The 25,710-nt window shown below is 68.4% G+C and carries 25 protein-coding genes; 17 read left to right on the top strand and 8 right to left on the bottom strand.

Annotated features, from left to right (window positions below; all coding sequences use genetic code 11):
* Nucleotides 1-15: 15 nt before the first annotated feature.
* Nucleotides 16-870 (bottom strand): SDR family NAD(P)-dependent oxidoreductase, encoded by an 855-nt coding sequence (locus AB0L70_RS11940; protein WP_363682866.1) that lies wholly within the window; start codon nucleotides 868-870, stop codon nucleotides 16-18.
* A 69-nt stretch (nucleotides 871-939) separates the two neighbouring features.
* On the opposite strand from AB0L70_RS11940, the gene AB0L70_RS11935 reads away from it, so the two are divergent.
* Nucleotides 940-1,494, top strand: coding sequence for a TetR/AcrR family transcriptional regulator (locus AB0L70_RS11935; RefSeq protein WP_363682864.1), 555 nt, complete (start codon nucleotides 940-942; stop codon nucleotides 1,492-1,494).
* Here AB0L70_RS11935 and AB0L70_RS11930 read toward each other — a convergent pair.
* The gene (locus tag AB0L70_RS11930) at nucleotides 1,466-2,137 is read right to left on the bottom strand and encodes an LON peptidase substrate-binding domain-containing protein (RefSeq protein WP_363682862.1); all 672 of its coding nucleotides are present in this window, start codon (nucleotides 2,135-2,137) and stop codon (nucleotides 1,466-1,468) included. The two genes, AB0L70_RS11935 and AB0L70_RS11930, sit on opposite strands and share 29 nt — an antisense overlap.
* A 101-nt stretch (nucleotides 2,138-2,238) precedes the next feature.
* Between AB0L70_RS11930 and hisD the strand changes: the two genes are divergently transcribed.
* From hisD to AB0L70_RS11880, 10 genes are all read left to right on the top strand, one after another.
* Nucleotides 2,239-3,597, top strand: a complete 1,359-nt coding sequence (gene hisD / locus AB0L70_RS11925; RefSeq protein ID WP_363682860.1) for a histidinol dehydrogenase — start codon at nucleotides 2,239-2,241, stop codon at nucleotides 3,595-3,597.
* Nucleotides 3,597-4,715, top strand: a complete 1,119-nt coding sequence (locus AB0L70_RS11920; RefSeq protein ID WP_363682858.1) for a histidinol-phosphate transaminase — start codon at nucleotides 3,597-3,599, stop codon at nucleotides 4,713-4,715. Before hisD ends, AB0L70_RS11920 begins: the two co-directional genes overlap by 1 nt.
* On the top strand, nucleotides 4,712-5,311 hold the full coding sequence (gene hisB / locus AB0L70_RS11915; RefSeq protein WP_363682856.1) for an imidazoleglycerol-phosphate dehydratase HisB: 600 nt from the start codon (nucleotides 4,712-4,714) through the stop codon (nucleotides 5,309-5,311). The genes AB0L70_RS11920 and hisB overlap by 4 nt, the downstream gene beginning before the upstream one ends.
* A 10-nt stretch (nucleotides 5,312-5,321) precedes the next feature.
* Nucleotides 5,322-5,963: an imidazole glycerol phosphate synthase subunit HisH gene (gene hisH, locus AB0L70_RS11910; protein WP_363682854.1), complete on the top strand. Its 642-nt coding sequence runs from the start codon at nucleotides 5,322-5,324 to the stop codon at nucleotides 5,961-5,963.
* A 196-nt stretch (nucleotides 5,964-6,159) separates the two neighbouring features.
* Nucleotides 6,160-6,903: an ABC transporter ATP-binding protein gene (locus AB0L70_RS11905; RefSeq protein ID WP_363683389.1), complete on the top strand. Its 744-nt coding sequence runs from the start codon at nucleotides 6,160-6,162 to the stop codon at nucleotides 6,901-6,903.
* Nucleotides 6,900-7,682 carry an ABC transporter ATP-binding protein gene (locus tag AB0L70_RS11900; RefSeq protein ID WP_363682852.1) on the top strand — a complete coding sequence of 261 codons (783 nt, stop codon included), beginning with the start codon at nucleotides 6,900-6,902 and terminating at the stop codon, nucleotides 7,680-7,682. The genes AB0L70_RS11905 and AB0L70_RS11900 overlap by 4 nt, the downstream gene beginning before the upstream one ends.
* Nucleotides 7,679-9,508, top strand: a complete 1,830-nt coding sequence (locus AB0L70_RS11895; protein ID WP_363682850.1) for an AMP-binding protein — start codon at nucleotides 7,679-7,681, stop codon at nucleotides 9,506-9,508. The genes AB0L70_RS11900 and AB0L70_RS11895 overlap by 4 nt, the downstream gene beginning before the upstream one ends.
* On the top strand, nucleotides 9,505-10,392 hold the full coding sequence (locus tag AB0L70_RS11890) for a branched-chain amino acid ABC transporter permease (protein WP_363682848.1): 888 nt from the start codon (nucleotides 9,505-9,507) through the stop codon (nucleotides 10,390-10,392). Before AB0L70_RS11895 ends, AB0L70_RS11890 begins: the two co-directional genes overlap by 4 nt.
* The gene (locus tag AB0L70_RS11885; RefSeq protein WP_363682846.1) at nucleotides 10,389-11,492 is read left to right on the top strand and encodes a branched-chain amino acid ABC transporter permease; all 1,104 of its coding nucleotides are present in this window, start codon (nucleotides 10,389-10,391) and stop codon (nucleotides 11,490-11,492) included. Before AB0L70_RS11890 ends, AB0L70_RS11885 begins: the two co-directional genes overlap by 4 nt.
* Nucleotides 11,493-11,502: 10 nt before the next feature.
* Nucleotides 11,503-12,816, top strand: coding sequence for an ABC transporter substrate-binding protein (locus AB0L70_RS11880; RefSeq protein ID WP_363682844.1), 1,314 nt, complete (start codon nucleotides 11,503-11,505; stop codon nucleotides 12,814-12,816).
* 46 nt (nucleotides 12,817-12,862) lie between these two features.
* On the opposite strand, the gene AB0L70_RS11875 is transcribed toward AB0L70_RS11880, so the two are convergent.
* The 3 genes from AB0L70_RS11875 to AB0L70_RS11865 are packed head-to-tail and all read right to left on the bottom strand — an operon-like array spanning nucleotide 12,863 to nucleotide 16,139.
* Nucleotides 12,863-14,242: a sugar ABC transporter substrate-binding protein gene (locus AB0L70_RS11875; RefSeq protein WP_363682842.1), complete on the bottom strand. Its 1,380-nt coding sequence runs from the start codon at nucleotides 14,240-14,242 to the stop codon at nucleotides 12,863-12,865.
* A gap of 10 nt (nucleotides 14,243-14,252) precedes the next feature.
* Nucleotides 14,253-15,209 (bottom strand): carbohydrate ABC transporter permease, encoded by a 957-nt coding sequence (locus AB0L70_RS11870; RefSeq protein ID WP_363682840.1) that lies wholly within the window; start codon nucleotides 15,207-15,209, stop codon nucleotides 14,253-14,255.
* 9 nt (nucleotides 15,210-15,218) lie between these two features.
* On the bottom strand, nucleotides 15,219-16,139 hold the full coding sequence (locus AB0L70_RS11865; RefSeq protein ID WP_363682838.1) for a sugar ABC transporter permease: 921 nt from the start codon (nucleotides 16,137-16,139) through the stop codon (nucleotides 15,219-15,221).
* 123 nt (nucleotides 16,140-16,262) lie between these two features.
* Here AB0L70_RS11865 and AB0L70_RS11860 point away from each other — a divergent pair, with 123 nt between their 5' ends.
* Both AB0L70_RS11860 and AB0L70_RS11855 read left to right on the top strand, forming a co-directional pair.
* Nucleotides 16,263-17,447, top strand: a complete 1,185-nt coding sequence (locus AB0L70_RS11860; RefSeq protein ID WP_363682836.1) for an ROK family protein — start codon at nucleotides 16,263-16,265, stop codon at nucleotides 17,445-17,447.
* 104 nt (nucleotides 17,448-17,551) lie between these two features.
* Nucleotides 17,552-18,955: an alkaline phosphatase PhoX gene (locus AB0L70_RS11855; RefSeq protein WP_363682834.1), complete on the top strand. Its 1,404-nt coding sequence runs from the start codon at nucleotides 17,552-17,554 to the stop codon at nucleotides 18,953-18,955.
* Here AB0L70_RS11855 and AB0L70_RS11850 read toward each other — a convergent pair.
* Genes AB0L70_RS11850 through AB0L70_RS11840 form a run of 3 tightly spaced genes read right to left on the bottom strand, consistent with a single transcriptional unit; the run spans nucleotide 18,927 to nucleotide 20,265 of the window.
* Nucleotides 18,927-19,310: a YchJ family metal-binding protein gene (locus AB0L70_RS11850; RefSeq protein WP_363682832.1), complete on the bottom strand. Its 384-nt coding sequence runs from the start codon at nucleotides 19,308-19,310 to the stop codon at nucleotides 18,927-18,929. The genes AB0L70_RS11855 and AB0L70_RS11850 overlap by 29 nt on opposite strands.
* Nucleotides 19,310-19,720 (bottom strand): ferritin-like domain-containing protein, encoded by a 411-nt coding sequence (locus AB0L70_RS11845; RefSeq protein ID WP_363682830.1) that lies wholly within the window; start codon nucleotides 19,718-19,720, stop codon nucleotides 19,310-19,312. The genes AB0L70_RS11850 and AB0L70_RS11845 overlap by 1 nt, the downstream gene beginning before the upstream one ends.
* The gene (locus AB0L70_RS11840; RefSeq protein WP_363682828.1) at nucleotides 19,717-20,265 is read right to left on the bottom strand and encodes a cell division protein FtsK; all 549 of its coding nucleotides are present in this window, start codon (nucleotides 20,263-20,265) and stop codon (nucleotides 19,717-19,719) included. The genes AB0L70_RS11845 and AB0L70_RS11840 overlap by 4 nt, the downstream gene beginning before the upstream one ends.
* Nucleotides 20,266-20,418: 153 nt before the next feature.
* Between AB0L70_RS11840 and rimP the strand changes: the two genes are divergently transcribed.
* The 4 genes from rimP (at nucleotide 20,419) to infB (ending at nucleotide 25,623) form a co-directional block, all read left to right on the top strand.
* Nucleotides 20,419-20,934 carry a ribosome maturation factor RimP gene (rimP, locus tag AB0L70_RS11835; RefSeq protein ID WP_363682826.1) on the top strand — a complete coding sequence of 172 codons (516 nt, stop codon included), beginning with the start codon at nucleotides 20,419-20,421 and terminating at the stop codon, nucleotides 20,932-20,934.
* Between the two features lies 1 nt (nucleotide 20,935).
* Nucleotides 20,936-21,928 carry a transcription termination factor NusA gene (gene nusA, locus AB0L70_RS11830; protein ID WP_363682824.1) on the top strand — a complete coding sequence of 331 codons (993 nt, stop codon included), beginning with the start codon at nucleotides 20,936-20,938 and terminating at the stop codon, nucleotides 21,926-21,928.
* 51 nt (nucleotides 21,929-21,979) lie between these two features.
* Entirely contained in the window at nucleotides 21,980-22,345 is a 366-nt protein-coding gene (locus AB0L70_RS11825) for a YlxR family protein (protein ID WP_363682822.1), read from the top strand.
* An 80-nt stretch (nucleotides 22,346-22,425) separates the two neighbouring features.
* Nucleotides 22,426-25,623, top strand: a complete 3,198-nt coding sequence (gene infB / locus AB0L70_RS11820; RefSeq protein WP_363682820.1) for a translation initiation factor IF-2 — start codon at nucleotides 22,426-22,428, stop codon at nucleotides 25,621-25,623.
* Nucleotides 25,624-25,710: the final 87 nt, after the last annotated feature.

Genomic DNA, 25,710 nt, shown 5'->3' with positions numbered 1-25,710 from the left:
ATACCGCGCTGGGATTCAATTCGGTAGCGCGGTCTGCTCGGCACAAGTCTCCCAGAGCCGCCCGGCCGCGGCCTGGTCCTGCGCGGCGGTCGAGGGATCGGTACGCCGTTCCCGCGAGTAGTAGAGGCCGGTGTCGTCGGCAATGTCCGGCGAGGTGGCCAGCCAGACCATGGTCTCGGCACCTTGCTCGGGAGTCCGGGCGAACGGCTTGGTCATCGCCATCATGGCCCGCATCAGCACGCCGTTGTTGGTGTTGAACCCGGTCGAGACCAGCCCGGGCTCGAAGACGTAGGTGTGGATCGCCGGCATCCGCCGCCCCAGCTCCGCACTCAGCAGGATCAGCGCGAGCTTGGTCTCGCCGTACCTGCGCAGGGATCCGCCGGTCAGTTTGGCGCCGGTCGAGAAGTACCGCTCGCCGGCCAGGTCGTCGAAGTCGATCCGCTTGGCCTTCTCGTGCTCGTCGGACGCCGTCCCGATCACCTGGGCGCCGGCGGAGAGGTGGTCGGCGAGCAGCGTGGTGATCAGGTATGGCGCGACGACGTTGAGCGCCCAGGTCAGCTCGATCCCGTCCGCCGAGAGCTGGTGAGAGCCGTAGATCGCGCCGGCGTTGTTGATCAGTACGTCGATGGCCGGCGCGCGGTCCTTCACCTCGGCGACCATCGCGCGGATCGAGGCCTGCGAGGTCAGGTCCGCCTCGAACACGTCTGCCCCGCCGAGGTCGGCCGCGACCTTCTCGGCCTTCGCGCGGTTGCGGGCGACCAGTCCGATCCGGGCGCCGCGAGCGGCCAGCTCGCGGGCGGCGGCCAGGCCGATCCCGTTGGTGGCGCCGGTGATCAGTACGTACTTGCCGTCCATCGTCTCGCTCCTCACTCGGTGACCTCGCTAAGAGATTTATACAACGTATAATACGATGTGTAAATCCCTGCTACGCTGTTCTGCATGGGACATCGCGAGGCATTGCTGGCGGCGGCGAAGACCTGCCTGGCCGAGAAGGGGTACGCGCGGACCACGGCCCGGGACCTGGTCTCCGCGTCGGGCACCAACCTGGGATCGATCGGGTACCACTACGGCACCAAGGAGGCCCTGCTGATGCGGGCCGCGATCGAGCTGATGGGCGAGTGGAGCGAGGAGTTGGAAGCGCTCATCGCCGGCGGTGCCCGGTCACCCGAGCAGGTCTGGACGTACGTCGTCGATCTGTTCGCGAGGTATCACCACGTGTGGGCCGCGCAGTTCGGCGTACTCGCGATGGTCGAACACGAATCCACCCTCCGGGCGGCGCTGGCCGAGGCCACCGAACGAGCCCGACTCGGTCTGGCCGCCCTCTTCGCCGGCCTCGATCCTGCGGCCGATGTCGAGCGGGCGCGGGAGGTGGGGTCCTACTATTACGCCCTCCTGGTCGGAGTCATGGCGCAGCACGTGATCGACCCCGAGCATGCGCCCACCGGCCAGGCGATCGCCCGCGCGATCAGTTCGGCGACATTGTCGACCAGCTGATCAGGTCGACGGCCGGGAGCGAGGGGAGGGCCGTGATGGCGGCGAGTTCGCCGTCCAGCAGGCCGACGAGCTGGGCCAGTCGGGCGGTGACATCGCTCGCCTCGAGCAACTTCTGCCGGTCGGGGGTGAGCAACGTCATCGCGGCCGACATCAGGAACGACAGCGTGCTCGGGTCGTCCGGGAGGTCGCCGATGTGCAGGCCCGGGCGGCTGATCTGGCTGACGGCTTCGGCGTACTTGCGGAAGCGATCGACCGCGATCATCGCGGTCCCGAGCGGGTCGTCGCCGAGCTCCTCGTCGAGCCACTCGACGTCGGCGACCAGGTAGTCGCCGCCGCCGTCCAGCTCGGCCACCTTGAACCGCCGGTTGCCGGTCAGCGTGATCTCGACCGGACCGTCGTCGTCCGGATCCAGCGTGATCTCGGAGATCGTCGCCGCGCAGCCGGTGCCGTACAGCGACCGGAACACCCGCTCGCCCAGCTCGTAGCCGTCCCGCACGGCGAGCGCCCCGCAGACCAGTTCGCCACCGTTCTCCACCAGGTCGCGGACGACCGCGCGGCCCTGGACATCGGTGACCGGAATGGGGAGCACCAGCCCGGGAAAGATCACTGTGTCGACAGTGAGCAGCGGTAGGCGGGAGTCCATGTTGACGAGAGTAGTGGACGCGAACCCCTGATCACGCCTCGTAACTGCCAGCTGATGGATATGGCGCGAGCCCGCCGGGGCGTCACCACTAGACTGGCGCCATGATTCGCCGCGTCGACCTGCGGGGCCGAGTGGCGGCCGGAGAGGTCTCCGACCTCCAAGCCGAAGTGAATGCCCTCGTCCCCCGAGCCGTGTTCGACGTCGAGAAGGCTCTCGACGTCGTCCGACCGATCTGCCTGGACGTCCGCCATCGCGGCCTCGAGGCGATCAGGGAGTACGGCGAGAGGTTCGACCATGTCCACGTCGAGGACGTCCGGGTTCCGGCCGACGCGCTGAAGACGGCCCTCGAGGAGCTCGATCCGACGGTGCGGTCGGCCTTCGAGGAGTCGATCCGCCGGGTCCGCGAGGTCAGTCAGGACGAGCTCACTCCCGATATCGCCTCCGAGCCGGCGCCGGGTGGCCGGGTCACCCAGCGGTTCGTGCCGGTGCAGCGGGTCGGTCTCTACGTGCCCGGTGGCCGTGCGCCACTGGCGTCCAGCGTCGTGATGAACGTCGTACCGGCGCAGGTTGCCGGGGTGCCGTCGCTGGCGGTGGCATCCCCGCCACAGCGACCGGGGCGGTGGGGCGGGGAAGGAGTTCAGGCAGCGTTCGGTGGTCTGCCGCACCCGACTGTGCTTGCGGTGTGTGCGTTGCTCGGGATCGAGGAGGTGTACGCGATGGGTGGCGCGCAGGCGATCGCCGGGTTCGCGTACGGCTTTGACGGATGCCGGAAGGTCAACCTGATCACGGGGCCCGGCAACATCTATGTGGTCGCCGCCAAGCGGTTCCTGTTGGGTGAGGTCGGGATCGACTCCGAGGCCGGTCCGACCGAGATCGCGATCCTTGCCGACGACACCGCCAACGCCGAGCACGTCGCGGCTGACCTGATCAGCCAGGCCGAGCACGACCCGATGGCCGCCAGCGTGCTGGTCACGCCATCCGAGAGCCTGGCGGCCGCCGTCGAGGCGGAGCTGCCCCGGCAGGTCGCGAAGACCAAGCACCAGGACCGTGTCAACGAAGCACTCGACGGGCAGCAGTCGGCCGTCGTACTCGTGGACGATCTGGAGCAGGGCACGGCTGTCGTGGACGCGTACGCCGCTGAGCACCTGGAGATCCAGACCGCGGACGCGGAGGAGCGGGCCGGGCTGATCACCAACGCCGGCGCGATCTTCGTCGGCGGCTGGTCACCGGTCTCGCTCGGTGACTACTGCGCCGGCTCCAACCACGTGCTCCCGACAGCAGGCTGCGCGTGCCACTCGTCGGGCCTGTCGGTCCGCAGCTTCCTGAAGGCGGTGCACGTCATCAACTACTCGCGCGACGCGCTGCAGGAGGTGGCCGGCCACGTGGTCGCGCTGGCGCACGCCGAGGACCTGCCTGCTCACGGGGCCGCGGTGTCCGTGCGATTCCCTGGGGAGAAGTGATGGGTCGTTTCGACGGGCTGCCGATCCGCGAGGAGCTGAAGAGCTTCGAGCCGTACGGCGCCCCGCAACTGGATGTCCCGATCCTCCTCAACGTCAACGAGAACCCGTACCCCCCGAGCGAGGAGACCGTCGCGGACATCGCCGCGTCGGTGACCGAGGCGGCTCGCGGCCTGAACCGCTACCCGGATCGCGAGTTCCTCGACCTCCGCGCGGACCTCGCGGCGTACCTGGGCCGCGAGTCCGGTGCGCAGTTGACGGCCGAGCAGGTCTGGGCCGCCAACGGGTCAAACGAGGTGATGCTGCACATCCTGCAGGCCTTCGGCGGCCCCGGACGTACGGCGCTCTCCTTCGCGCCGACGTACTCGATGTATCCCGAGTACGCGCGGGACACCAATACGGACTGGGTCACGGGGCGACGGGCGGAGGACTTCACCCTCGACAAGAGCAAGGCGCTCGCGGCGATCTCGCGGCACCGCCCGTCGGTCGTCCTGCTGGCCTCACCGAACAACCCGACCGGTACGGCGCTCCCGATCGACGTGGTCGAGGCGATCGCGGCCCGGACCTCCGCGATGGGGTCGGTCGTCGTCGTGGACGAGGCGTATGCGGAGTTCCGTCGTACCGGGACTCCGAGTGCGGTGACGTTGTTGCCGTCGTACCCGAATCTCGCGGTGGCGCGGACGATGTCGAAGGCGTTCGCACTGGCCGGCGGGCGGGTCGGATACCTTGCCGCGAGCAAGCAGTTGGTGGACGCGCTGCGGATCGTCCGGCTGCCGTACCACCTGTCCGCGGTGACCCAGACGGTCGCGCGGGCGGCGTTGCGGCACTCCGACGAGTTGCTCGGCCGGGTCGAGCAGCTGCGGGTCGAGCGGGACGAGACCGTCGACTGGCTGCGTTCGCAGGGGTTGCGCGCGGTCGACTCGGACGCGAACTTCGTGCTGTTCGGGACGTTCGCCGACCGGCACGCGGTCTGGCAGTCACTGCTGGACGACGGCGTACTGATCCGCGAGACCGGACCGAACGGCTGGCTGCGGGTCTCTATCGGCACCAGCGAGGAGATGGCCGCATTCCGCGCTTCACTCGAGCGCGTCCTCAAGACAGACACGGGAAGGTTGACATGAGCCGGAGTGCGCGGATCGACCGCGAGACCAGCGAGTCCAAGGTCCTGGTCGAGCTCGACCTGGACGGCACCGGTCGCGCCGAGATCTCAACAGGGGTTGGGTTCTACGACCACATGCTCAACGCGCTGGCCAAGCACGCGCTGCTCGATCTGCACGTGAACACGGTCGGCGACCTCGAGATCGACGCGCACCACACGGTCGAGGACACCGCGATCGGGATCGGCCAGGCGCTGCGCGAGGCCTTGGGTGACAAGCGAGGGATCAGAAGGTTCGGCGACGCGACCGTGCCGCTGGACGAAGCGCTCGTGCACTGCACGGTCGACCTGTCCGGGCGCCCGTACTGCGTCCACACCGGCGAGCCGGACGGACAGGTATACGCGATCATCGGCGGCGACTACGCGGGTTCGCTGACCCAGCACGTGTTCGAGACGCTCGCGTTCAACGCTGCGATCTGCATCCACATCCGGGTGCTGTCCGGCCGCGACCCGCACCACATCGTCGAGGCCCAGTTCAAGGCGTTCGCCCGAGCATTGCGGGCGGCGGCCGAGCCGGACCCGCGGCAGCCGGGCATTCCCTCCACCAAGGGCGCCCTGTGAGGTCGGCACTGTGAGCAAGAAGGTCGTCCTGCTCGACTACGGCTCCGGCAACATCCGGTCGGGGGAGCGGGCGCTGCAACGCGTCGGCGCGGACGTCACCGTCACCTCCGACTACGACGAAGCGCTGAACGCGGATGGCCTCCTGGTCCCAGGTGTCGGTGCTTTCGAGGCCTGCATGACCGGCCTTCGCGCGGTGCGAGGCGACGTCGTCGTCGACCGCCGGCTGACCGGCAGCCGCCCGGTGCTGGGGATCTGTGTCGGCATGCAGATCCTGTTCGCCCGCGGCATCGAGCACGGCGTCGAGACCGAGGGCTGCGACCAGTGGCCCGGCACGGTCGAGCGGCTCCAGCCCGAATCCGCCGAGCCCGTCCCGCACATGGGCTGGAACACGGTCGACGTCCCGACCGGCACCGCGCTGTTCGACGGCATCGAGAAGGAACGCTTCTACTTCGTCCACTCGTACGGCGTCCGCAGTTGGCAACTCACCGACACCCGCGAGTCGGTCAGCCCGCTCGTCACCTGGACGACGTACGGCGGTGACCGCTTCGTCGCCGCGGTCGAGAACGGTCCGCTGACCGCCACTCAGTTCCATCCGGAGAAGTCCGGTGACGCGGGCGCGACGCTGCTCGCGAACTGGGTTCGTTCGTTGTAATACCAGTGGCGTAACTGGTTTCACACCTGACCGTCGGTCACGGTTTGGGTGACGGGTCAGATTTCCTGGCTGCCAGGTCTTCTCAGTTCACTGCGCGTGCTGTCACACTCACTCGCCAAGTGGGTTGGGAACCGTCGGGGATCCTGGAGGCCGGGTGCTGGCTGCGAAGAACCTCGAGGTCGTCTACGACGACGTGATGCTGGTGCTGCGGGGCGTCGGCCTCGAGGTCCCGCAAGGGCGCATCGTTGCCCTGCTGGGGGCGAACGGCGCCGGCAAGTCCACCTTGTTGCGCGCCTTCTCCGGCCTGCTCGACGTGCACAACGGTGCGGTCCGGCGCGGCTCGATCACCCTCGACGGCGAGCCGATCCATACGTACGGCGCCAGCCGGATCGCTGCCCTGGGCATCAAGCAGGTGCTGGAAGGCCGGCGGATCCTCGCCGACCTCACCGTCGAGGAGAACCTGCGGATCGGCGGTCACGTCAGCCCGCGTTCGATCCGGGCGAACCTCGACCGGACCTACGCGCTGTTCCCGGTGCTGGCCGACCGGCGCCGCAAGCTGGCCGGGTACCTGTCCGGCGGCGAGCAGCAGATGCTGGCGATCGGACGAGCACTGATGTCGGATCCGAAGTACCTGCTGCTGGACGAGCCGAGCCTCGGCCTGGCGCCGCTGATCGTGCAGCAGATCCGGGACGTGATCGTCCAGATCAACCAGCAGGGCACCACCGTGCTCCTGGTCGAGCAGAACGCGGCGATGGCGTTGTCGATCGCCGAGCACGGCTATGTCCTCGAGAACGGCGCGATGGTGATGGACAAACCCGCGGCCGAGCTCCTGGCGGACGGCGACGTCCGTGAGTTCTACCTCGGCCTCGGCGCCGAGGGATCGGCCAGGTCATTTCGCGACGTCAAACACTACCGCCGCCGGAAGCGGTGGCTGTCATGACGGATCCGGTACTCAGGTTCGAGGACGTCGTACTCGCGTTCGACGGTGTGACCGCGCTCAACGGCGTCAGCTTCACCGTGAACCCGGGCGAACTGTTCGCGGTGATCGGGCCGAACGGCGCCGGCAAGACCTCGATCTTCAACGTGCTCTCGGGTGTCTACCGCCCGAACCGCGGCGCGGTCCGCTTCGGCGACGAGGATCTGCTCGGTCGCCGGCCGCACCAGATCGCCCGCCTCGGCATCGCCCGCACCTTCCAGAATATCGAGCTGTTCTCCAACCTGACCGTGCTGGACAACCTCATGCTCGGCCGCCACCACCATCACCCGTACGGGGTGCTCAGCGCGTTCGCGTGGATCGGTACGGCCCGGCGCAACGAGCTGGCCAACCGCGAGGCCGTCGAGGAGATCGTCGACTTCCTCGAGCTGGCGCAGTGGCGGCGACTCCCGGTCGGCCTGCTGCCGTACGGCGTGCAGAAGCGGGTCGAGCTCGGCCGGGCGCTCGCGTCCGAACCGAAGCTGCTGTTGCTGGACGAGCCGGTCGCCGGGATGAACCTGGAGGAGACCGAGGACATGGCCCGGTTCATCCTCGACATCCGCGACGAACTGGGGCTGCCGATGGTGATGGTCGAGCACGACATGGGCCTGGTGATGGATCTGGCCGACCGGATCATGGTGATCGACTTCGGCAAGCCGATCCGGACCGGCTTGCCGCGTGAGGTGGCGACCGATCCCGATGTGGTCCGCGCCTACCTGGGCGAGGAACACCAGGTGATGCGATGAAGACGATCGCCAGCCGGGTGCGCGACCGGGCAGCCGAGACGCCGGGTGCGATCGCCTTGCGGGAAAAGGATCTGGGCATCTGGCAGCAGGTCAGCTGGGCCGAGTACTGGCACACCGCGAACCTCGTCGGCCACGCGTTGCTTGCCCTTGGCATCGAGCCGGGCGACCGGGTCGCGATCCACTCCGAGAACCGGCGGGAGTGGCTCTACACCGACGTCGGCACCGTCGCGGTCCGTGCCGCCACGGTCGGTCTCTACCCGACCAACCCGGTCGCCGAGGTCGCCTACCTGCTGCGCCACTCGGGCGCGAAGGTACTGATCGCCGAGGACCAGGAGCAGGTCGACAAGGCACTCGCGGTCGACGACCTTCCCGACCTCGAACACATCGTGTACGTCGAGCCCCGCGGCATCCGGAACCGGTACGACGACCCGCGCCTGATCGCGTGGCCCGAATTCCTTGCCCTCGGCACCGACCATGCCGAGCAGCGACCGGACGCGGTGACCGAGCGGATGACAGCGGCCACCTCGGACGACGTGGTGACACTGATCTACACCTCCGGCACGACTGGCCCGCCGAAGGGCGTGATGCTGACCGCGGCGAACGTCGACTTCGCCATCCAGGAGCTGATCGAGCGCGGCGGGTTCACCTCGCCACCACCGTCGCCGCGCGACAGCGTGCTGTCCTATCTGCCGTTGTGTCACGTCGCCGAACGGATCTTCAGCGGCTGGTTCGGCGCCGGTGCCGGGGTCTGCGTGCACTTCGCCGAGTCGATCGAGACCGTGGCGGCCAATCTGCACGAGGTCCAGCCGACCGTCCTGTTCGGCGTGCCGAGGATCTGGGAGAAGATCGCGGCCGGTGTGCGGATCCGGATCGAGTCGGCCGATCCGGTGAAGCGCGTGATCGGTGGCTTCTGGCTCCGGCGGGCGGACTGGATCGGCGACGTACTCGCGGCCAACGACGGACGCCATACGGCTGCCTCTCGAGCGGTCTACCTGGCCGGCTGGCTGTTCTGCTATCGCGCGCTCAAGGACCGCGTCGGGTTGCGGAAGGTCCGGTACGCCGCGTGTGGGGCCGCACCGATCGCGCCGGAAGTGCTGCGGTTCTTCATGGGTCTCGGCCTGCCGATGCACGAGGTGTACGGCATGACCGAGAACACCGCGGTGGCGACGGCCAACCGTCCCGGCCGGGTGAAGGTCGGAACGGTCGGCGAGCCGCATGACGGCGTCGAGGTGCGGATCGACGAGAGCACCGGCGAGATCCTGACCCGGCATCCCGGCACGTTCGCCGGCTACTGGCACGACCCGGACGCGACCGCGAGCGTCCTCGAGCCGGACGGCTGGCTGCACACCGGCGACGTCGGGGAGTGGGTCGGCGACACGCATGTGCGCATCACCGACCGGATGAAGGACATCATCATCACGGCCGGTGGGAAGAACATCGCCCCGTCGGAGTTCGAGAACGCGCTGAAGGCATCGCCGTACATCAAGGAAGCGCTGGTGATCGGGGACCGGCGCAAGTTCCTCGCCGCGCTGATCGGGATCGAGCCCGACACGGTCGGCCACTGGGCCCAGGTCCACCGGCTTCAGTACTCGACGTACGGCGATCTGTCCGCAAAACCCGAGGTGATCGCGCTGGTGCAAACGGTCGTGGACGAGGTCAACGAACGGTTCGCGACGGTCGAGCAGGTGCGGTCCTTCCGGCTGCTGCCGAAGCTGCTCGATCACGAGGACGGCGAGCTGACCGCCACCCAGAAGCTGAAGCGCACCGCGGTCGCGACGTCGTTCGCCGCGCTGGTCGAATCCATGTACGCCGGGGGTGCACGGTGAACGAGTTCGTCGCGACAGTGGTCCGCGGTCTGGGCAACGGATCGATCTATGCCCTGCTGGCGCTGGGTTTCGTGATCGTCTACAAGTCGATGCGGGTGATCAGTTTCGCCCAGCCGGCGTTCATGATGGCGGGCGCGCTGCTGGTCAGCTACTTCGTGCTGTCGATGAACTTCTTCCTCGCCGTCGTGATCGCGCTGGTGCTGACCGCGCTGCTCGGCGCGGGCGTGGAGCGCCTGGCATTGCGGCCGATGATCGGCAAGCCCGTGTTCGTGATCGCGATCATCACGCTCGGCGTCGACATCGTCGTCCGTACGGTCGTCAACTCCTTCATCGGCCTGGACATCCGCCAGATGGGTGACCCGTGGGGGTTGGGGCAGGTCGGCGTACTGGGCGTCAAGGTGGACCAGCGGCATCTCGCCACGCTGGTGACGACGCTGATCGTGGTCGCCGCGCTGTTCGCCTTCTATCGCTGGTCGCGGACCGGGCTGGCGATGCGGGCGGCCTCGTCGGATCAGGAGGTCGCGCTCGCGCAGGGCATCTCGGTTGGGCGGGTGTTCTCGCTGTCCTGGGCGCTTGCGGCGGCGCTGGCCGGACTCGCCGGAGTATTCCTCTCGACCGGCATCGGCCTGGAGCAAAACCTCTGGCTGACCGCCCTCAAGGCCTTGCCGGTGATCATCCTCGGCGGTCTCGACTCACTCGGTGGGGCGGTGATCGCCGGCCTTGCGATCGGGGTGGTCGAGGCGCTCATCGGCAACTACGGCGGAAACCTGAGTCCGGTCTTCGGCGGCGACTTCTTCCTCGTCGTCCCCTACCTGCTGATGCTGCTCGTCCTCTTGATCAGACCCTATGGCCTCTTCGGCAGCAGAGAGGTGGAAAGGATATGAGCCGACCGCTGCTCTACCTGTCGTACAAGCAGGACATGGCCTTGCTCAACACACCGGCCAAGCGGATGTGGACGGGCGTCCTGGCAGTGGCCGCGGTGTCGCTGCCGTTCCTGCTCACCGACGACATCCTCGTCGTCCTGGCCACTGCCTGTGTCGCGTCGATCGGCGCGATCGGCCTGAACATCGTGACCGGGTACGGCGGTCAGGTCTCGCTCGGGCATGCGTTCTTCCTGGCGATCGGGGCGTACACGGCGGCGGCTGTGTCAGGGGATCCGGACAGCACCCGGCTGATCGGGTTCGGGATCACGTCGCTGCCGGTCTGGTTGCTCGCCGCCGGTCTGGTCGCGGGGTTGGCCGGGCTGATCGTCGCGCCACTGACGGCTCGGCTGCGCGGGTTGTACCTGGCCATCGTGACGCTCGGGCTGGTGTTCATCGGCGAGCACATCTTCAAGCACTGGCGCGATCTCACCGGGGGAGTCGGGGTCGGGCGGCCGGCCGCCGTACCGGAGTTGTTCGGGATCGAGTTCGCGGTCGACGGGGAGCTGTTCACGAAGGCGCAGAAGCTGTATCTGCTGATGCTCGTGCTGCTGGTGATCTTCGGCGTACTGGCCCGCAATCTCGTCCGGTCCAGGATCGGCCGGGCGCTAGCGGCGGTCCGGGACCGGGACCTGGCCGCCGAGGTGGTCGGGGTCGACGTGACCCGCTACAAGATGATCGCGTTCGCGGTGTCGTCGTTCTACGCCGGCGTCGCGGGTGCGTTGTTGTACGTGATGATCGGCTTCGTCGAGCCCGGATCGTTCAACCTCGGGATGTCGGTGCAGTACATCGCGATGATCCTGATCGGCGGTGTCGCCACCATCTCGGGATCGGTGCTCGGCGCGCTGTTCATCACGCTGTTGCCGCGGGTCACCCGCGAACTCCCCGCCGTCCTGCCGTTCATCAGTGGCAGCTCCGGATCCGGGGGCATCACGGTCTTCCAGGTCGAAACGATTCTGTACGGCCTGTTGATCATCGGCTTCCTGATCTTCGAACCGCGGGGGCTGTTCGGCATCTGGATCCGGCTCCGCACCTATTGGAAGTCATGGCCGTTCTCGCACTGAAGGAGTATCGATGACCGTTCGACGAGGGCCCACCATCGCGCTGGTAATGGCGTTGGCGATGATCGCAACCACCGTTGCGGGATGCCGGAACGACGCACCGGAGACACAGGAGGGCGACTCCGGCGTCAAGTTCGACGTCGGGGTCACCAAGGAGGCCTGCCCGGCCGCGGTGGACAAGGCCAAGGGCTGCATCTACCTGGGGTCGATCTCGGACCTCACGGAGGGTCCGTTCAAGGCTCTCGGCGTACCGATCACCGAAAGCCAGAAGGCGTTCTGGAAGCGGGTCAACGAGGCCGGCGGGATCGGGGCCTTCGAGGTCGACGTGACCAAGTACGTCAAGGACAACAAGTACAACCCGCAGACCCACAACGAGGTGTACGCCGAGATCAAGCCCGACGTACTGGGGTTGGCCCAGACCCTCGGTTCGCCGACGACCGCGGCCATCCTCGGCGATCTCAAGTCCAGCAGCGTGATCGGCGTACCGGCGTCGTGGACCTCGGCCTGGGCGTTCGAGGACGTGATCCTGGAGTCCGGGACGAACTACTGCTTCGAGTCGATGAACTCGGTCGACTTCGCGGCCGAGACACTGAAGTCGAAGAGTGTCGCCGCGGTGCACTTCCCGGGTGACTACGGCGACGACGCGGCGGCCGGGACCAAGCTCGCGGCCGAGGCCAACGGGATGAAGTTCACCGACATCCCGACCGCGCCCGGGCAGGAGAACCAGGGCGCCGCGATCCAGAAGCTGCTCGCTGCCAAGCCCGATCTGGTCATCGTGAGCACCGGCCCGACCGAGGCGGCGACCATCGTCGGCGGCGCCGCGCAGAACGGGTTCAAGGGCCAGTTCATCGGCACCAGCCCGACCTGGAACCCGGCATTGCTGAAGAGCCCGGCCGCGCCCGCGCTGACTGCGCTGTACCGGCAGTCCGGACCCTGGGCGCCGTACGGGACCGACACGCCTGGGCACAAGGCGCTCGCCGGGGCGCTGGACCAGGCGACCTTCAAGGCCGCGCCGAACGACGGCTACACGGCCGGCTGGGTCTGGTCGTACCCGATGAAGGCCGCCCTGCAGAAGGCCGTCGAGTCCAAGGACCTGACCCGGGCCGGGCTGCTGGCCGCGGTGAAGTCGCTGGAGACGGTCGACTACGAAGGGATGCTGCCGGCGGCGGCCGGCAAGTTCGGCGGCGAGCCGAACGACCGGGTGTTCCGGCAGAGCATCATCTCCAAGGTCGACCCGAAGGCCCCGACCGGAGTGACGGTGGAGAAGGACTTCTTCACCGGGAAGACCGCGGAGAAGTACGAGTTCAGCAAGCCCTGCTACCAGTAACGCTGCGGGAGGCCGGGTGGACCGCCGTGGTCCACCCGGCCTGGCCCTACTGGGCGACTTTGAACAGATCGTCCAGCTGGGTGTTGAGCTTCGTCAGCGAGCTGATCGGCGAGCTGCCGATGTAAACGGCGTCCAACCGTGGCGCCATCAGCGCGGCGATGTCGGCCGCGTTCGTCGTGACCGGGAACAGGAACGTCGTCTTGTCCGCGACCTGCTGGGTGAACGGGGTGACGTCGAGCTTGCGCTCGGACTTGTTGTAGGCGATCGCCAGGTCGGTGCCGGCCGGCCTGGCCGGGAAGACCACGCCGGACTGGCCGATGAGGTTCTGGCATTGTTCGCCGGACAGGAACTTGACCCACTTCGCGGCGTTCTCGGGCTGCTTCGACAGCGTGGTGACCGAGTCGGCCAGGCCGTTGAACATCGACGCCCGCTTCCCGCTCGGCCCGATCGGGGTCGGCGCCAGACCGATGTCCAGCTTCTTGCCGGCGGAGTCGGTGAGCTTGGTGAAGCTGGAGATCATCCAGGACCCGCTCAGGCCCAGGGCCGCCGTACCGGACTGGATCTGCTTGTCGGTGCCGATCGCGTTCGCGCCGCCGATCTCCTCGTAGCTGGGCATGTATCCCTTCTGCACCAGGCCGAAGTACCAGCTCAGCGTGTCCTGGAGGGCCGGCTGGTTCAGGTTGAACCTCGTACCCCACGGGTTCTTGTCGGTCGCCTGCCAGCCCGCGCTGCCGGCGAAGGCCGACCACTGCGTCTGACCCCAGCCACCGCCACCGGAGCCCTCGGAAGCGAGCCCGTGCGTCTTCACGTGGGACTTGTCGAAGCCCGGCTCGTCACCCCGGACGCCCTTGTCGTCGATGGTGAGATGGGCGACGAGCTTCTCGAAGGTGCCGCCGTCCTGGGGGTTCCAGGTGAGGTTCTGCAGCTCGGCGAGATCCACGCCGGCCGCCTTGAGAGCGGCAGCGTCGTAGAAGATCGCGATCGTGTCCCAGTCCTTCGGGGCGCCGTACCGCTTGCCGTCCTGGCCCTTCCACAGTTCCGCCAGGCCCTCCTGGTAGTCGCCGTCCTTGATGTCGCTGGTCGGGCCGAGGTCGTCGAGCGGGCGGAGCACCTTCAGATCGACGTACTGCGCGAACTTCGACAGGTGGTCGGTGAACACGTCGGGTGCGGTGTCGGCGATGAAGCCTGCGGTCAGCTTGGACCAGTAGGCGTCCCAGCCGTACTGCGAGATGTGGATCTTCAGGCCGGGGTTGGCCTGCTGGAACGCATCTGCGCACTTCTGGTAGCCCGGTTGCTGGGCCGAGTCCCACAGCCAGTACTCGATGGTGCCGTTCGCGCTGCTGCCGGTGGTACCGCCGCACGCGGTCAGGGCCGCCGCGGTGAGCAGCGCGACCGCGGTGCGGATCCGTTGCCGGAAGGTGATCATGCCGGGCTCCTCACTTGATCCCACTGAAGCCGATGGAGTTGACGATGCGCTTCGCGAAGAGCATGAACAGCACGAGCATCGGCAGGGCGGCGACGAGCGTGGCGGCCATCAGTCCGGACCAGTCCGGGCCGGTCTGCGGCGTCTGGGACTTGAAGACGCCGAGCGCGACGGTGAGGACGCGTGACTTGTCGGTGTAGCTGACCATCAGCGCCCAGAAGTACTCGTTCCAGGAGGCGATGTAGGTCAGGATCGCCAGCGTCGTGATCGGGGCCACCGACATCGGCAGGATGAGCCGGAAGAACACCCGGACCTTGGAGGCGCCGTCCATCAGTGCGGCCTCTTCGACCTCGCGGGAGATGCCGAGGAAGAACTGGCGCAGGAAGAACACCGCGAACGGCGTCATGAACATCGTCGGTAGCGCGATGCCGAGCAGGGTGTCGACCAGACCCAGCTGTTTGATCAGCACGAAGTTCGGCAGCAGGGTGAAGATGGCCGGGATCATCAGGCCGGCCAGGAAGAAGGCGAAGACCTTCTCACGGTGCTTCCACTGCAGCCGCGCGAACGCGTACGCCGCCATCGCGGAGAAGAAGACCTGCCCGGCCGTGATGAGGGTGGCGACGACGACGGAGTTGAACAGGTAGCGCCAGAAGTTGATCGCCTGTCCGGCGCCACCGGCGTCGATGGCCTCTTGCCCGGTCTGCAGCCCGAAGACCCGCTCGAACCCGCCGGCCGAGGTCTGCACCGGTAGCAGGTTGTCGGAGCCGGCGTAGAGGGCGTTGTTGCTGGACAGCGCAGTGCGCAGCATCCAGTAGAACGGGAACAGGCTGACGAGGATCACCAGGATCATGAAGGTCCAGGCCAGTGCACGACCGGGGCTGAACCGGTGCGGCTCGCTCGGAGCGGCCGGGCGGTCCTTGACGGTCACGGGGGCCACGGTGGCGACTTTCGCAGTGGTGTCGGTGGTCATGATTCCTCCTCAGGCCAGGTCGGAGGACTCGGCGCGGGTGAGCCGGTACTGGACGAAGGTCACGATCACCAGTACGGCGAGCAGCGCCACCGACATGGCCGACGCGTAGCCGAACTGGAAACGGCTGAACGCGACGTCGTAGATGTAGAACTGCAGCACCCGCGAGGAGTCGACCGGGCCACCGCGAGTCGCGATCGCCACGGTGTCGAAGACCTGGAACGAGCCGACCACCGTGATGATCAGGACCAGCGACAGGATCGGGCGCAGCAGTGGCACCGTGATGCTGCGGAACATCCGTACCTCGCTCGCGCCGTCGATCCGGCCCGCCTCGTAGACGGTCTCGGGGATCGTCTGCAGGCCGGCGAAGATCAGCAGCGCGGTGTAGCCGACATGCCGCCAGACGTTGATGAAGGCGATGGTCGGGATGACCCAGGCGCTGTCGGACAGGAACGGGATCCGCTCCAGGCCGATCGAGGCGAGGATCGTGTTCCCGATGCCGAGCTGGTAGTCGAGGATCCAGAGGAAGACCATCGCGGCGACCACGTTCGAGACCAGGAACGGCGTCAGTACGATGCCGCGCAGCCAGGTCCGCTGGGTCAGCCGCTGCATCATCACCGCGATCACCAGGGCGAGCACCGTCTGGAAGCCGATGTTCAGGACCACGTAGTACAGCGTCACCTTCAGCGCGTTCCAGAACACCGGGTCCTGGATCATCCGGACGTAGTTGTCCAGGCCGTTGAACTCCGGCGGGGTGAGCAGATTGAACTTCGTGAAGCTGAGATAGATCCCGCGCAAGGTCGGCCAGACCAGGAAGACGGCGAAGCCGACCAGTGCGGGCAGGATGAACAGCAGCGCCAGACGGGTGTCGTCGCGCGGACCGTTCCTGGCGTGGCCGGTCTTCGCCGGCCGGATCGAGGTCGTTGTGACCATTTAGCTCTCCTTCGCCCGGGGACTGTGCACGCCGGGGTCTGGGGCCTATTTACAGTCAGATTGAAAATAAGCCATGCTGGCCACTGTGACAAGGGTCACAAGGCGTCTTTGTAAGCTGGGCGGATGGCAGTGACGGGTGCGTCTGAACGGTCGGCCGGTGAGCGAGGGCTGCTGACCGCGGGAGAGCTCGCTGTCACCCGCCAGTTGCTGATCCACGGGCCGGCGACGAGGGGTGATCTGGGCGACCGGCTCAACCTCTCCTATGCGTCGATGTCCCGGTTGGCGCGGGCCCTCATCGGTGGCGGCATCGCCACCGAGGACCCCGAGTCGGTGGCAGCGATCGGCCGGCCTCGCCACGTCCTGACCGCGGTGCCCAGTGCCCGGCACGTCGTCGGCGTCAAGCTCACCGGCGACACGGCGTACGGCGTCGTCTGCGACCTGTTCGGTGAGGTCAAGGCGACCACGAGGGCGGCCCTGCCCCGGCGCGAGGGGGACGGTGTCGTGCCGGTTGCGGCCACCGTGAAGCTGATCGCCCAACTGGTGAACAGGCTCGCTCCGAAGGTGCCGAGCGTGGACGGGGTCGGGGTGTCCGTGGGCGGGGTGATCGCCGGCCGCTCGGTCGTCCGGGAGGGGACGTTCCTGGGCTGGAGCGAGGTGGATCTCGGCGGACCGCTACAGGATCGGACCGGCCTGCCGATCATCGTCACCAACGACGTCACCGCGCTGGCGCGCGAGCAACTGTGGTTCGGCGCCGGCCGCACTCACTCGACCTTCGGCATCATCACCGTCGGCGCCGGGCTCGGTGTGGGCGTCGTCCGGGAAGGAATCGCCGTCGAGGAACTGATCGACAACGGTCATCTGCTGGCGCACGCACCCGTTGACAGCAGCGGGCCCAGCTGCGGCCTCGGCCACCGGGGCTGCGTGGCGGCCTATCTGAACCGGGAGGATCTCGAGCGCAACGCCTCGGCGGGAGCCAAGCACCCCGTCACTCTGACCGACCTCGTCCGGGCCCGGTCCGGCGGCGACGCGCTCGCAGCCCGTCGGCTCGACGACGCGGCCCGGGCGCTCGGGCATGTCGTGGCCTCGTTCGCGGGGGCGCTCCAGACGACCTGCATCGTGCTGGCCGGCGAGGACATCGCGGCGTTCACCGACTCACCGGCGCTGCAGGAGGTGATCGACGATCGGCTCCGCCCCGGGCCGTTGGAGACCCAGCGCTGCACACTCGAACTCCTCGCCACCCCGCTGACCTTCTCCGACTGGGCCCGGGGCGCCGCGGTGGCAGGCATCCAGCACGTCCTCGGTGCCTAGCGGTCCGCACGAGAAGGGCACGCGGTTCGCCTTGTCGTTGCCTGCCGTTCACCGTACGTTCATCGGTGACCGGCAGCTCTTTCCGCCCACGAGGAGGCCTCACCGTGTCCGAAGTCCAGTCCAACTCCCTGTCCAGGCGTCAGTTCGTCGGCCGTGCCGCCGCAGCCGGAGTCGCGGTCAGCCTGGCCGGCTCGGTGGAGGCGCTGTACACGGCGCAGCCCGCGCTCGGCACGTCCGGGCCGAAGATCGGGTACGGCCCGCTGATCGAGGACCCGGCCGGGATGCTCGACCTGCCGCACGGGTTCCACTACCAGATCCTGTCGCGCGAGGGCACGGTCCGGCCGGACGGGCTCGAGATCCCGAGCCGGTTCGACGGGATGGGCGTGTTCCCGGACCGTCACGGCGGCACCCGCCTGGTTCGCAACCACGAGTGCAGCCCGACCTCGGCGATCAAGGTGGTCGCTCCGGCCAACCGTACGTACGACCCGGCCGGCGCCGGTGGTACCAGCACGCTGGTGGTCGACCGCCACAACGGCGCCACCAAGGAGTTCGTCAGCCTGGGTGGTACGGCGATCAACTGCTCTGGCGGCCATACCCCGTGGCGCACCTGGCTGACCTGCGAGGAGACCGAGCTCAAGGCCGGCGAGAGCGGCTACACCAAGGACCACGGCTTCATCTTCGAGGTCGACCCGTACGACGATCGCCGCAACGTGCATCCGTTCCCGCTGAAGGAGATGGGCCGGTTCCAGCACGAGGCGGTCGCGATCGATCCGTCGACCGGAATCGTGTACGAGACCGAGGACGCGTTCGTCGCGCCGCTCGGAGGCTTCTACCGGTTCCTGCCGAAGCGCCCGCGGGGTGGCTGGGGAACCCTGCGCGCGGGTGGGGAGCTGCAGGCCATGCACATCCCCGGTCTGCCGGACCTGTCCGTCGTCCAGGAGCCGGGCACGTTGTTCCGCGGCGTTCAGTGGGTCAAGGTGCCGGATCCGCTGGCGACGACCGAGTCCGTCCGGGCGCAGGACTTCGCCAAGCCGATCACCGGTGGCTACAAGCTCGAAGGCTGCTGGTGGGGCGATCGGGACCGCTGCGTCTACTTCGTCTCATCGTTCGCCCGGACCGAGCTCGGCCCGAAGGTCGACCACGACGGGCAGGTCTGGCGGTACGACCCGCGGAAGGGGACGCTGCGGCTCGAGGTGATCTTCACCCGGCCTTCGCCCGGATCGGACGACCCGGAGTTCGATGCACCCGACAACATCACGATGTCGCCGTACGGCGGTCTGATGATGTGCGAGGACGGGCTCGGCGAGCAGCACATCCTCGGTACGACGGAGGACGGCAAGGTGTTCAAGTTCGCCCGGAACCGGGTGAACAACGGCACGCCGGAGGAGCCGGAGTACGGCGAACTGTCGGGCGTCGGCTTCTCCGCCGACGGCCGGACGATGTTCTTCAACGTCTACACGCCCGGCATCACGTACGCCATCACCGGCCCGTGGCGCCGCCGTCGATAGCGTCGACGTACATCCATTCGCCGTTCTCGCGGGCGAAGCGGCTGTTCTCCTGCTGGGAGCCGCCGGCGTAGCTCGCGCGGAACTCGACGGTGCCGTCGGAGTGGAAGGCGCTCCCGCCGGTGCTCCCGAGGATCTCGAGACCCGTCCACCGAATGTTGTCGCTCAGGCGCAGCTTTGGTGGGCGGGTCGTCGAGTGCCAGGTGCGCAGGAGGTACGCGGTGTCGCCGACGACGAAGGCGGTGTAGCGCGAGCGCATCAGTTGCTCGGCGGTGGTGGCTGACGTGTGCCCCTCGTGCAGGCTGCCGCAGCAGTCGTCGTACGTCGCACCTAGACCGCAGGGGCAGCGTTTGGCCATCAGGCGAGGCCCGGGAACGCGACCGGGGCGCCGCCCCAGGCGATCTGTGCGGTGGCGGCTTCGAGCAGACTCTCGATCGCGAGCGCCCGGACCGGAGCTTGTTCGGCCGCCTCGACCAGGTCGCCGTACACGGCCGCCACCCGGCGCTCGATCAGCAGGATCAGTGCAGCCGCGGTTGCTGCGTTCGTGACCGCCTGCGGCAGGTCGTACGCCGGTTCTGCTGCGACCGGGGTCTGGGCGGCCGCAACGACCAGTGCGGCCAGGCGGTCGCGGTTGCGGCGGTGCTGCTCGTAGGAATCGGTCGCGGCTTTGAAGCGGGCGCCACTGAGCTTCCCGCCGGCCACTCCGACGCCGTATAGCGCGGCGTGTTCGCCGGCCAGTGCAGCCTGCAGAGCTTCGACTTGGTTCACGAGGCGTCTGCCTTCTTCTTCGGGGTCAGCGTGGTCGCCAGCTGGGTCTCGGCGGCCGCGATCATCGCGAGCAGGCGAGCAGGAGCGCCGGACACCTTGGCGGCCGCGGTCGTATGGGCGATCGCCATGGCCTTCTCCTGGTTGGCCAGGGCGAGCAGCGCGGCCGCCGACGAGCTCGGTACGACGGGAGCCTTGCCGGCGGCCGCGGTCACGCCGGCAGTTTCCTTCAGCTTGGCCAGGTGACTCGCGTGGTACTTCGCGCCGGCCGCGAGCTGGGTCCGCAGGGCGGGGAACTTCCGGGTCATGCCGGCGAACATGAGCGACAATTGAGTCACCTGGGCCGCCGCCGTACTGAGTGCCGCGACGATCGCGGGGTCGACCGTCGGTGTCTCCTCGGGCGGCTTACCCGACGAGGTGGGGTTGACGGCACCCGGCGTACTCGAGCCTGGCTGGTCGTCCTTGCAGCCGGCCAGCGCGACGGCGCCGGGGACTAGCGCAGCGGTCGCGATCACGCTGCGTCGGGACAGGCGGGGTTCGGCAGGCACGGCGGAACGATACCTGGTGACGCGCCGGTGACCGGCCTGGGACGAGCCGGTGACGCGGACACTGCGACCGGCCGGATATGGTGGGCTACTGCCCTCGGCCGGACCGCCGGGGGTGGAACGGGTGCACAACTGGAGAGAGAGGCAGGTCAACCTGTGAGCCGAAGGACTGACCACACGGACACCACGAGCCTCGAGAACTTCCTGCGGCCGATCGTCGAGCAGTTCGGCTGCGACCTGGAGGCCGCCGACCTCGCGCCGGCCGGCCGACGCCGGTTGCTGCGCGTCCTGGTCGACCGGGACGGCGGGATCAACCTGGACGACGTCGCCGATGTCACCCGGGCCATCTCCAAGGCGCTGGACACCGACGACATCATGGGCGGTGGCGCCTACACGCTGGAAGTATCCAGCCCTGGCGTCGACCGGCCGCTCACCCTGCCCCGGCACTGGCGCCGCAACGTCAAGCGACTCGTCGCGGTGACGCTGAACGAGGGCGGGAAGGTGACAGGCCGGATCAAGTCCGCCTCCGACGAGGCGGCCGAACTGGACGTGGACGGCAAGACCCAGTCGGTCGCGTACGCCGATGTCGCCAAGGCCAAGGTCCAGATCGAATTCAACCGGGCTGCCGGCAACGACGAACCTGCCGCAGACGGCACGGTGGAGGAGAACTGACATGGATATCGACATGGCCGTGCTGCGGTCTTTGGAACGAGAGAAAGACATCGCCATCGAGGTCGTCGCCGAGGCGATCGAGGCGGCCCTGCTGGTCGCGTACCACCGGACCGAGGGAGCGCAGCAGCACGCCCGCGTCGAGCTGGACCGCAAGACCGGCCACGTGACCGTGTACGCGCGGGAGCTCGGCGAGGACGGCGCGACGGCCCGCGAGTACGACGACACCCCGGCCGACTTCGGCCGGATCGCGGCCACCACGGCCAAGCAGATCATCCTGCAGCGGCTGCGCGACGCCGAGGACGAGGTCCGGTACGGCGAGTTCTCCGGCAAGGAGGGCGACATCGTCTCCGGCGTGGTCCAGCAGGGTCGCGACCCGCGCTCGGTGATGGTCGACCTCGGCAAGATCGAGGCCGTGCTGCCGGCGCCGGAGCAGGTGCCGGGGGAGAAGTACGAGCACGGCTCCCGGCTGCGCGTGTACGTGGTCGGCGTCCGCAAGGGCTTCAAGGGCCCGCAGATCACGGTCAGCCGGACCCACCCGAACCTGGTGAAGAAGCTGTTCGCCCTCGAGGTCCCGGAGATCGCCGACGGAACCGTCGAGATCACCGCGATCGCCCGGGAGGCCGGTCACCGGACCAAGATCGCCGTACGGACGCTGAATCCGTCGGTGAACGGGAAGGGTGCCTGCATCGGGCCGATGGGGCAGCGGGTACGAAACATCATGCACGAGCTGCACGGCGAGAAGATCGACATCATCGACCACAGCGACGATCCGGCCACCTTCGTCGGGAATGCGTTGTCCCCGGCGCAGGTTACGTCTGTTGAGGTTGTGGACGCCGCGGCACGTGCGGCGCGGGTCGTCGTACCCGACTACCAGCTCTCGCTCGCGATCGGCAAGGAAGGGCAGAACGCCCGCCTGGCCGCCCGGCTGACCGGGTGGCGGATCGACATCCGGCCGGATACGGATGTGACTCGTGAGGACGAGAAGGTAGACTGATCTCTCGGTCGGTCGACTGAGTCGCAACCAAACCCCGAGGATCACGCAACAGTGACTACAGACGCGCGCCCTGGCAAGGCCCGGGAGCGTACCTGTATCGGGTGCCGGAAGCGGTCCAGTCCGATTGACCTGCTGCGGATGACGGTGTCCGGAGGACTTGTCCTTCCGGATCCCGATCGTCGGGCGCCTGGCCGTGGGGCGCATCTGCACCCGGTGGCCGAGTGTTTCGATCTGGCCGTCCGGCGCAAGGCGTTCCCACGGGCCTTCAAGGTCCCGGGGCCGCTCGATGTGACCGGGCTGCAGGAGTACATCGCGCAGCGTGATAGGGAAAGTAGTGCAGAAGGCAGTCACCCGACTGCCCGCGACACCAGTCGCGACGACATGAAGGCGGGTCATCGACTCATGACCACTCGATGAGTGTCTACCGATGAGTGCAATGCGATGAGCACGTACGTCAACTAACGGTCCTTGCCCAGGCTCGGACCAGAGGGAGAGTAGTGGCAAAGGTCCGGGTCTACGAGCTCGCGAAAGAGCTCGGAGTTACCAGCAAGGTCGTCCTCACCAGACTGAACGACATGGGCGAATTCGTCCGGTCGGCATCCTCGACGATCGAGGCGCCAGTCGTGAGGCGGTTGGCGGAGGAGTTCGAGAAGAACCCGCCGAAGAAGCGCGCGGCCAAGAAGGCTGCCGCAAGTACATCTGCCGCTCCGCAGGCGACCGCACCGGTCGCGCCTGCCGAGCCGGCTCAGAAATCGACCCCGAAGGCTGCACCGAAGCCGGCCGAGCGTCCCGCTCCGGCCGCGCCGGCGACCCCTGCCCCAGCTGTCGAGGCCCCCGCGGCCAAGGCTGAGGCTCCGGCCGCCGAGGCGCCGGTGACCGAGAAGGCGGAGTCCGCTCCGGCTCCGGCCAAGGCAGTCCCGACCCCAGGTGTGAAGCCGGGTCCGCGTCCGGGCCCGAAGCCCGCGCCGCGGCAGGAGACCGCTCCCGCGGTCGAGGTTCCGGCCGCGAAGACGGAGGCCCCCGCGGCCGCGCCGTCGTTCGAGGCTCCGGCCGCTGCGGCTTCCGCGCCGGCCGCACCCGCTCCGAGCCCTGCGCCGGCCCAGCCGGCCGCACGGTCCCAGCAGCGTCCCGCCGCCGAGCCGTCGGCCCGGCCTGGGCCGCGTCCGGGTGGACCGGGTTCCAACGGTCCGCGTCCGGGTGGCTCCAGCTCCGCGCCGCGTCCGGGTGGTGCGCCACGTCCGGGCGGTGCTCCGCGACCAGGTGCGCCGCGTCCGGGTGGCCAAGGTGGCGGTGGCCCGCGTCCGGGTGCGCCGCGTCCGGGCAACAACCCGTTCAGCTCGACCCAGGGCATGCAGCGCGGTGGCGCTCGCCCGGGCCAGGGTGGACAGGGTGGCTCCGGTCAGGGTGCGAGCCCGGCCGGGATGGCGCCGCGTCCGCCGCAGTCCCGTGGTGACGACCGCGGTCGGGGCAACGACCGGCCGCGTCCGAGTGGTGTGCCGGGCGCCCCGCGTCCTAACCCGGCGATGATGCCGAAGTCCTCGGCCGGCACGTTCACCGGTCGCCCGTCCGGTCCCGGTGGGGGCGGCGGAGGCGGTGGCGGCGGTGGCCGTGGTCGCCCCGGTGGCGGCTCCGGTGGTCCGGGTGCCGGCGCTCGCCCAGGTGGCGGCGGTGGCGGTGGCGGCTTCCGCCCAGGTGGCGGTGGCGGCCCCAGCGGCCCGCCCGGTGGTGGCGGTGGCCGTCCCGGTCCGGGTAACCGCGGTCGTGGCGGAACGCAGGGTGCCTTCGGGCGTCCGGGTGGTCCGGCGCGCCGTGGCCGTAAGTCGAAGCGGGCGAAGCGCCAGGAGTTCGACAACATGCAGGCGCCGGCGGTTGGCGGCGTACGCGTCAAGCACGGTGACGGCGAGGTCGTGCGCCTTGCCCGTGGTGCGTCGCTGACGGACTTCGCCGAGAAGGTCGGAGTCGACCCGGCGTCGCTGGTGCAGGTGCTGTTCCACCTCGGTGAGATGGTGACCGCGACCCAGTCGGTCAACGAGGAGACGCTGCAGCTGCTCGCCACCGAGCTGAACTACGACGTCCAGATCGTGTCCCCGGAGGACGAGGACCGCGAGCTGCTCCAGTCGTTCGACATCGACTTCGGTACCGACGAAGGCGGCGAGGGCGACCTGGTCAAGCGGCCGCCGGTGGTGACCGTCATGGGTCACGTCGACCACGGTAAGACCAAGCTGCTGGACGCGGTCCGCGAGGCGAACGTTGTCGCCAAGGAGGCCGGTGGCATCACCCAGCACATCGGTGCGTACCAGGTGACGACCGAGGTCGACGGCGAGCAGCGGGCCATCACCTTCGTCGACACCCCGGGTCACGAGGCGTTCACCGCCATGCGTGCCCGTGGTGCGCAGGCCACCGACATCGTCATCCTGGTGGTCGCGGCCGACGACGGTGTGATGCCGCAGACGATCGAGGCACTGAACCACGCCCGGGCGGCGAACGTCCCGATCGTGGTCGCGGTGAACAAGATCGACGTACCGAGTGCGGACCCGGCCAAGGTGCGCGGTCAGCTGACCGAGTACGGCCTGGTGCCGGAGGAGTACGGCGGCGACACGATGTTCGTCGACGTCTCGGCGAAGTCCCGGATCAACATCGACGGGCTGCTCGAGGGTGTCATCCTGACCGCGGACGCGGCGCTGGACCTGCGGGCCAACCCGAACATGCCGGCCCAGGGCATCGCGATCGAGGCCAACCTCGACAAGGGCCGTGGCCCGGTGGCGACCGTGCTGGTTCAGCGCGGCACGCTGCGGGTCGGCGACTCGATGGTGGCGGGACCGGCGTACGGCCGGGTCCGGGCCATGCTCGACGAGCACGGCGACCCCGTCGAGGAGGCGACCCCGTCGCGTCCGGTGCTGGTGCTCGGTCTGACCGCCGTACCAGGTGCGGGTGACAAGTTCCTGGTCGTCGACGACGACCGCAGGGCACGGCAGATCGCCGAGAAGCGCGAAGCCCGCGCCCGGGCGGCAGCCAACGCCAAGCGTCGTGCGCGCCGGACCCTCGAGGACTTCATGGCCTCGATGGAGAAGGGCGAGACGCAGGAGCTGCTGCTCATCCTCAAGGGTGACGTGTCCGGTTCGGTCGAGGCACTGGAAGACGCCTTGGTCCGGATCGAGGTCGGCGACGAGGTCAACCTCCGCGTCATCGACCGCGGCGTCGGTGCGATCAACGAGAACGACGTCAACCTGGCCATCGCGTCGAACGCCGTCATCATCGGCTTCAACGTGCGGCCGGCGGGCAAGGCCGGTGACCTGGCCGAGCGCGAGGGCGTCGATGTCCGGTACTACTCGGTCATCTACGCGGCGATCGACGACATCGAGGCGGCCCTGAAGGGCATGCTCAAGCCGATCTACGAGGAAGTCACGCTGGGCCAGGCGGAGATCCGCGAGATCTTCCGCTCCTCGAAGGTGGGCAACATCGCCGGTTGCTGGGTGACCAGTGGCCTGTTGAAGCGCAACGCGAAGGTCCGGTTGATCCGGGACGGAGCGGTGGTCGTCGACAACAGCGAGCTGTCGTCGCTGAAGAGGTTCAAGGACGACGCGTCCGAGGTCCGCGAGGGCTTCGAGTGTGGTCTGACCATCAACGGCTACAACGACATCAAGATCGGCGACGTCGTCGAGGCCTTCGAGCTTCGCGAGAAGCCGCGCAACTGATCCGAAGACGGTGACCCGGCAACCGTGCCGGGTCACCGGAGTAACGTCCGGAGAGGCTATGTCCTCTCCGGACGTTGTTCATGAATG

It is taken from the genome of Kribbella sp. NPDC051952 (genome assembly GCF_040680855.1).
Taxonomy (GTDB): Bacteria; Actinomycetota; Actinomycetes; order Propionibacteriales; family Kribbellaceae; genus Kribbella.
This window is presented reverse-complemented; position numbering and strand designations above follow the sequence as displayed.

What these genes read in the sequence shown, in the direction of transcription:
- AB0L70_RS11935 (WP_363682864.1), top strand. Translation starts at nt 940, where the DNA reads ATGGGACATCGCGAGGCATTGCTGGCGGCGGCGAAGACCTGCCTGGCC.
- AB0L70_RS11930 (WP_363682862.1), bottom strand. Translation starts at nt 2,137, where the DNA reads ATGGACTCCCGCCTACCGCTGCTCACTGTCGACACAGTGATCTTTCCC.
- hisD (WP_363682860.1), top strand. Translation starts at nt 2,239, where the DNA reads ATGATTCGCCGCGTCGACCTGCGGGGCCGAGTGGCGGCCGGAGAGGTC.
- AB0L70_RS11920 (WP_363682858.1), top strand. Translation starts at nt 3,597, where the DNA reads ATGGGTCGTTTCGACGGGCTGCCGATCCGCGAGGAGCTGAAGAGCTTC.
- hisB (WP_363682856.1), top strand. Translation starts at nt 4,712, where the DNA reads ATGAGCCGGAGTGCGCGGATCGACCGCGAGACCAGCGAGTCCAAGGTC.
- AB0L70_RS11905 (WP_363683389.1), top strand. Translation starts at nt 6,160, where the DNA reads ATGCTGGTGCTGCGGGGCGTCGGCCTCGAGGTCCCGCAAGGGCGCATC.
- AB0L70_RS11900 (WP_363682852.1), top strand. Translation starts at nt 6,900, where the DNA reads ATGACGGATCCGGTACTCAGGTTCGAGGACGTCGTACTCGCGTTCGAC.
- AB0L70_RS11895 (WP_363682850.1), top strand. Translation starts at nt 7,679, where the DNA reads ATGAAGACGATCGCCAGCCGGGTGCGCGACCGGGCAGCCGAGACGCCG.
- AB0L70_RS11885 (WP_363682846.1), top strand. Translation starts at nt 10,389, where the DNA reads ATGAGCCGACCGCTGCTCTACCTGTCGTACAAGCAGGACATGGCCTTG.
- AB0L70_RS11880 (WP_363682844.1), top strand. Translation starts at nt 11,503, where the DNA reads ATGACCGTTCGACGAGGGCCCACCATCGCGCTGGTAATGGCGTTGGCG.
- AB0L70_RS11875 (WP_363682842.1), bottom strand. Translation starts at nt 14,242, where the DNA reads ATGATCACCTTCCGGCAACGGATCCGCACCGCGGTCGCGCTGCTCACC.
- AB0L70_RS11870 (WP_363682840.1), bottom strand. Translation starts at nt 15,209, where the DNA reads ATGACCACCGACACCACTGCGAAAGTCGCCACCGTGGCCCCCGTGACC.
- AB0L70_RS11865 (WP_363682838.1), bottom strand. Translation starts at nt 16,139, where the DNA reads ATGGTCACAACGACCTCGATCCGGCCGGCGAAGACCGGCCACGCCAGG.
- AB0L70_RS11860 (WP_363682836.1), top strand. Translation starts at nt 16,263, where the DNA reads ATGGCAGTGACGGGTGCGTCTGAACGGTCGGCCGGTGAGCGAGGGCTG.
- AB0L70_RS11850 (WP_363682832.1), bottom strand. Translation starts at nt 19,310, where the DNA reads ATGGCCAAACGCTGCCCCTGCGGTCTAGGTGCGACGTACGACGACTGC.
- nusA (WP_363682824.1), top strand. Translation starts at nt 20,936, where the DNA reads ATGGATATCGACATGGCCGTGCTGCGGTCTTTGGAACGAGAGAAAGAC.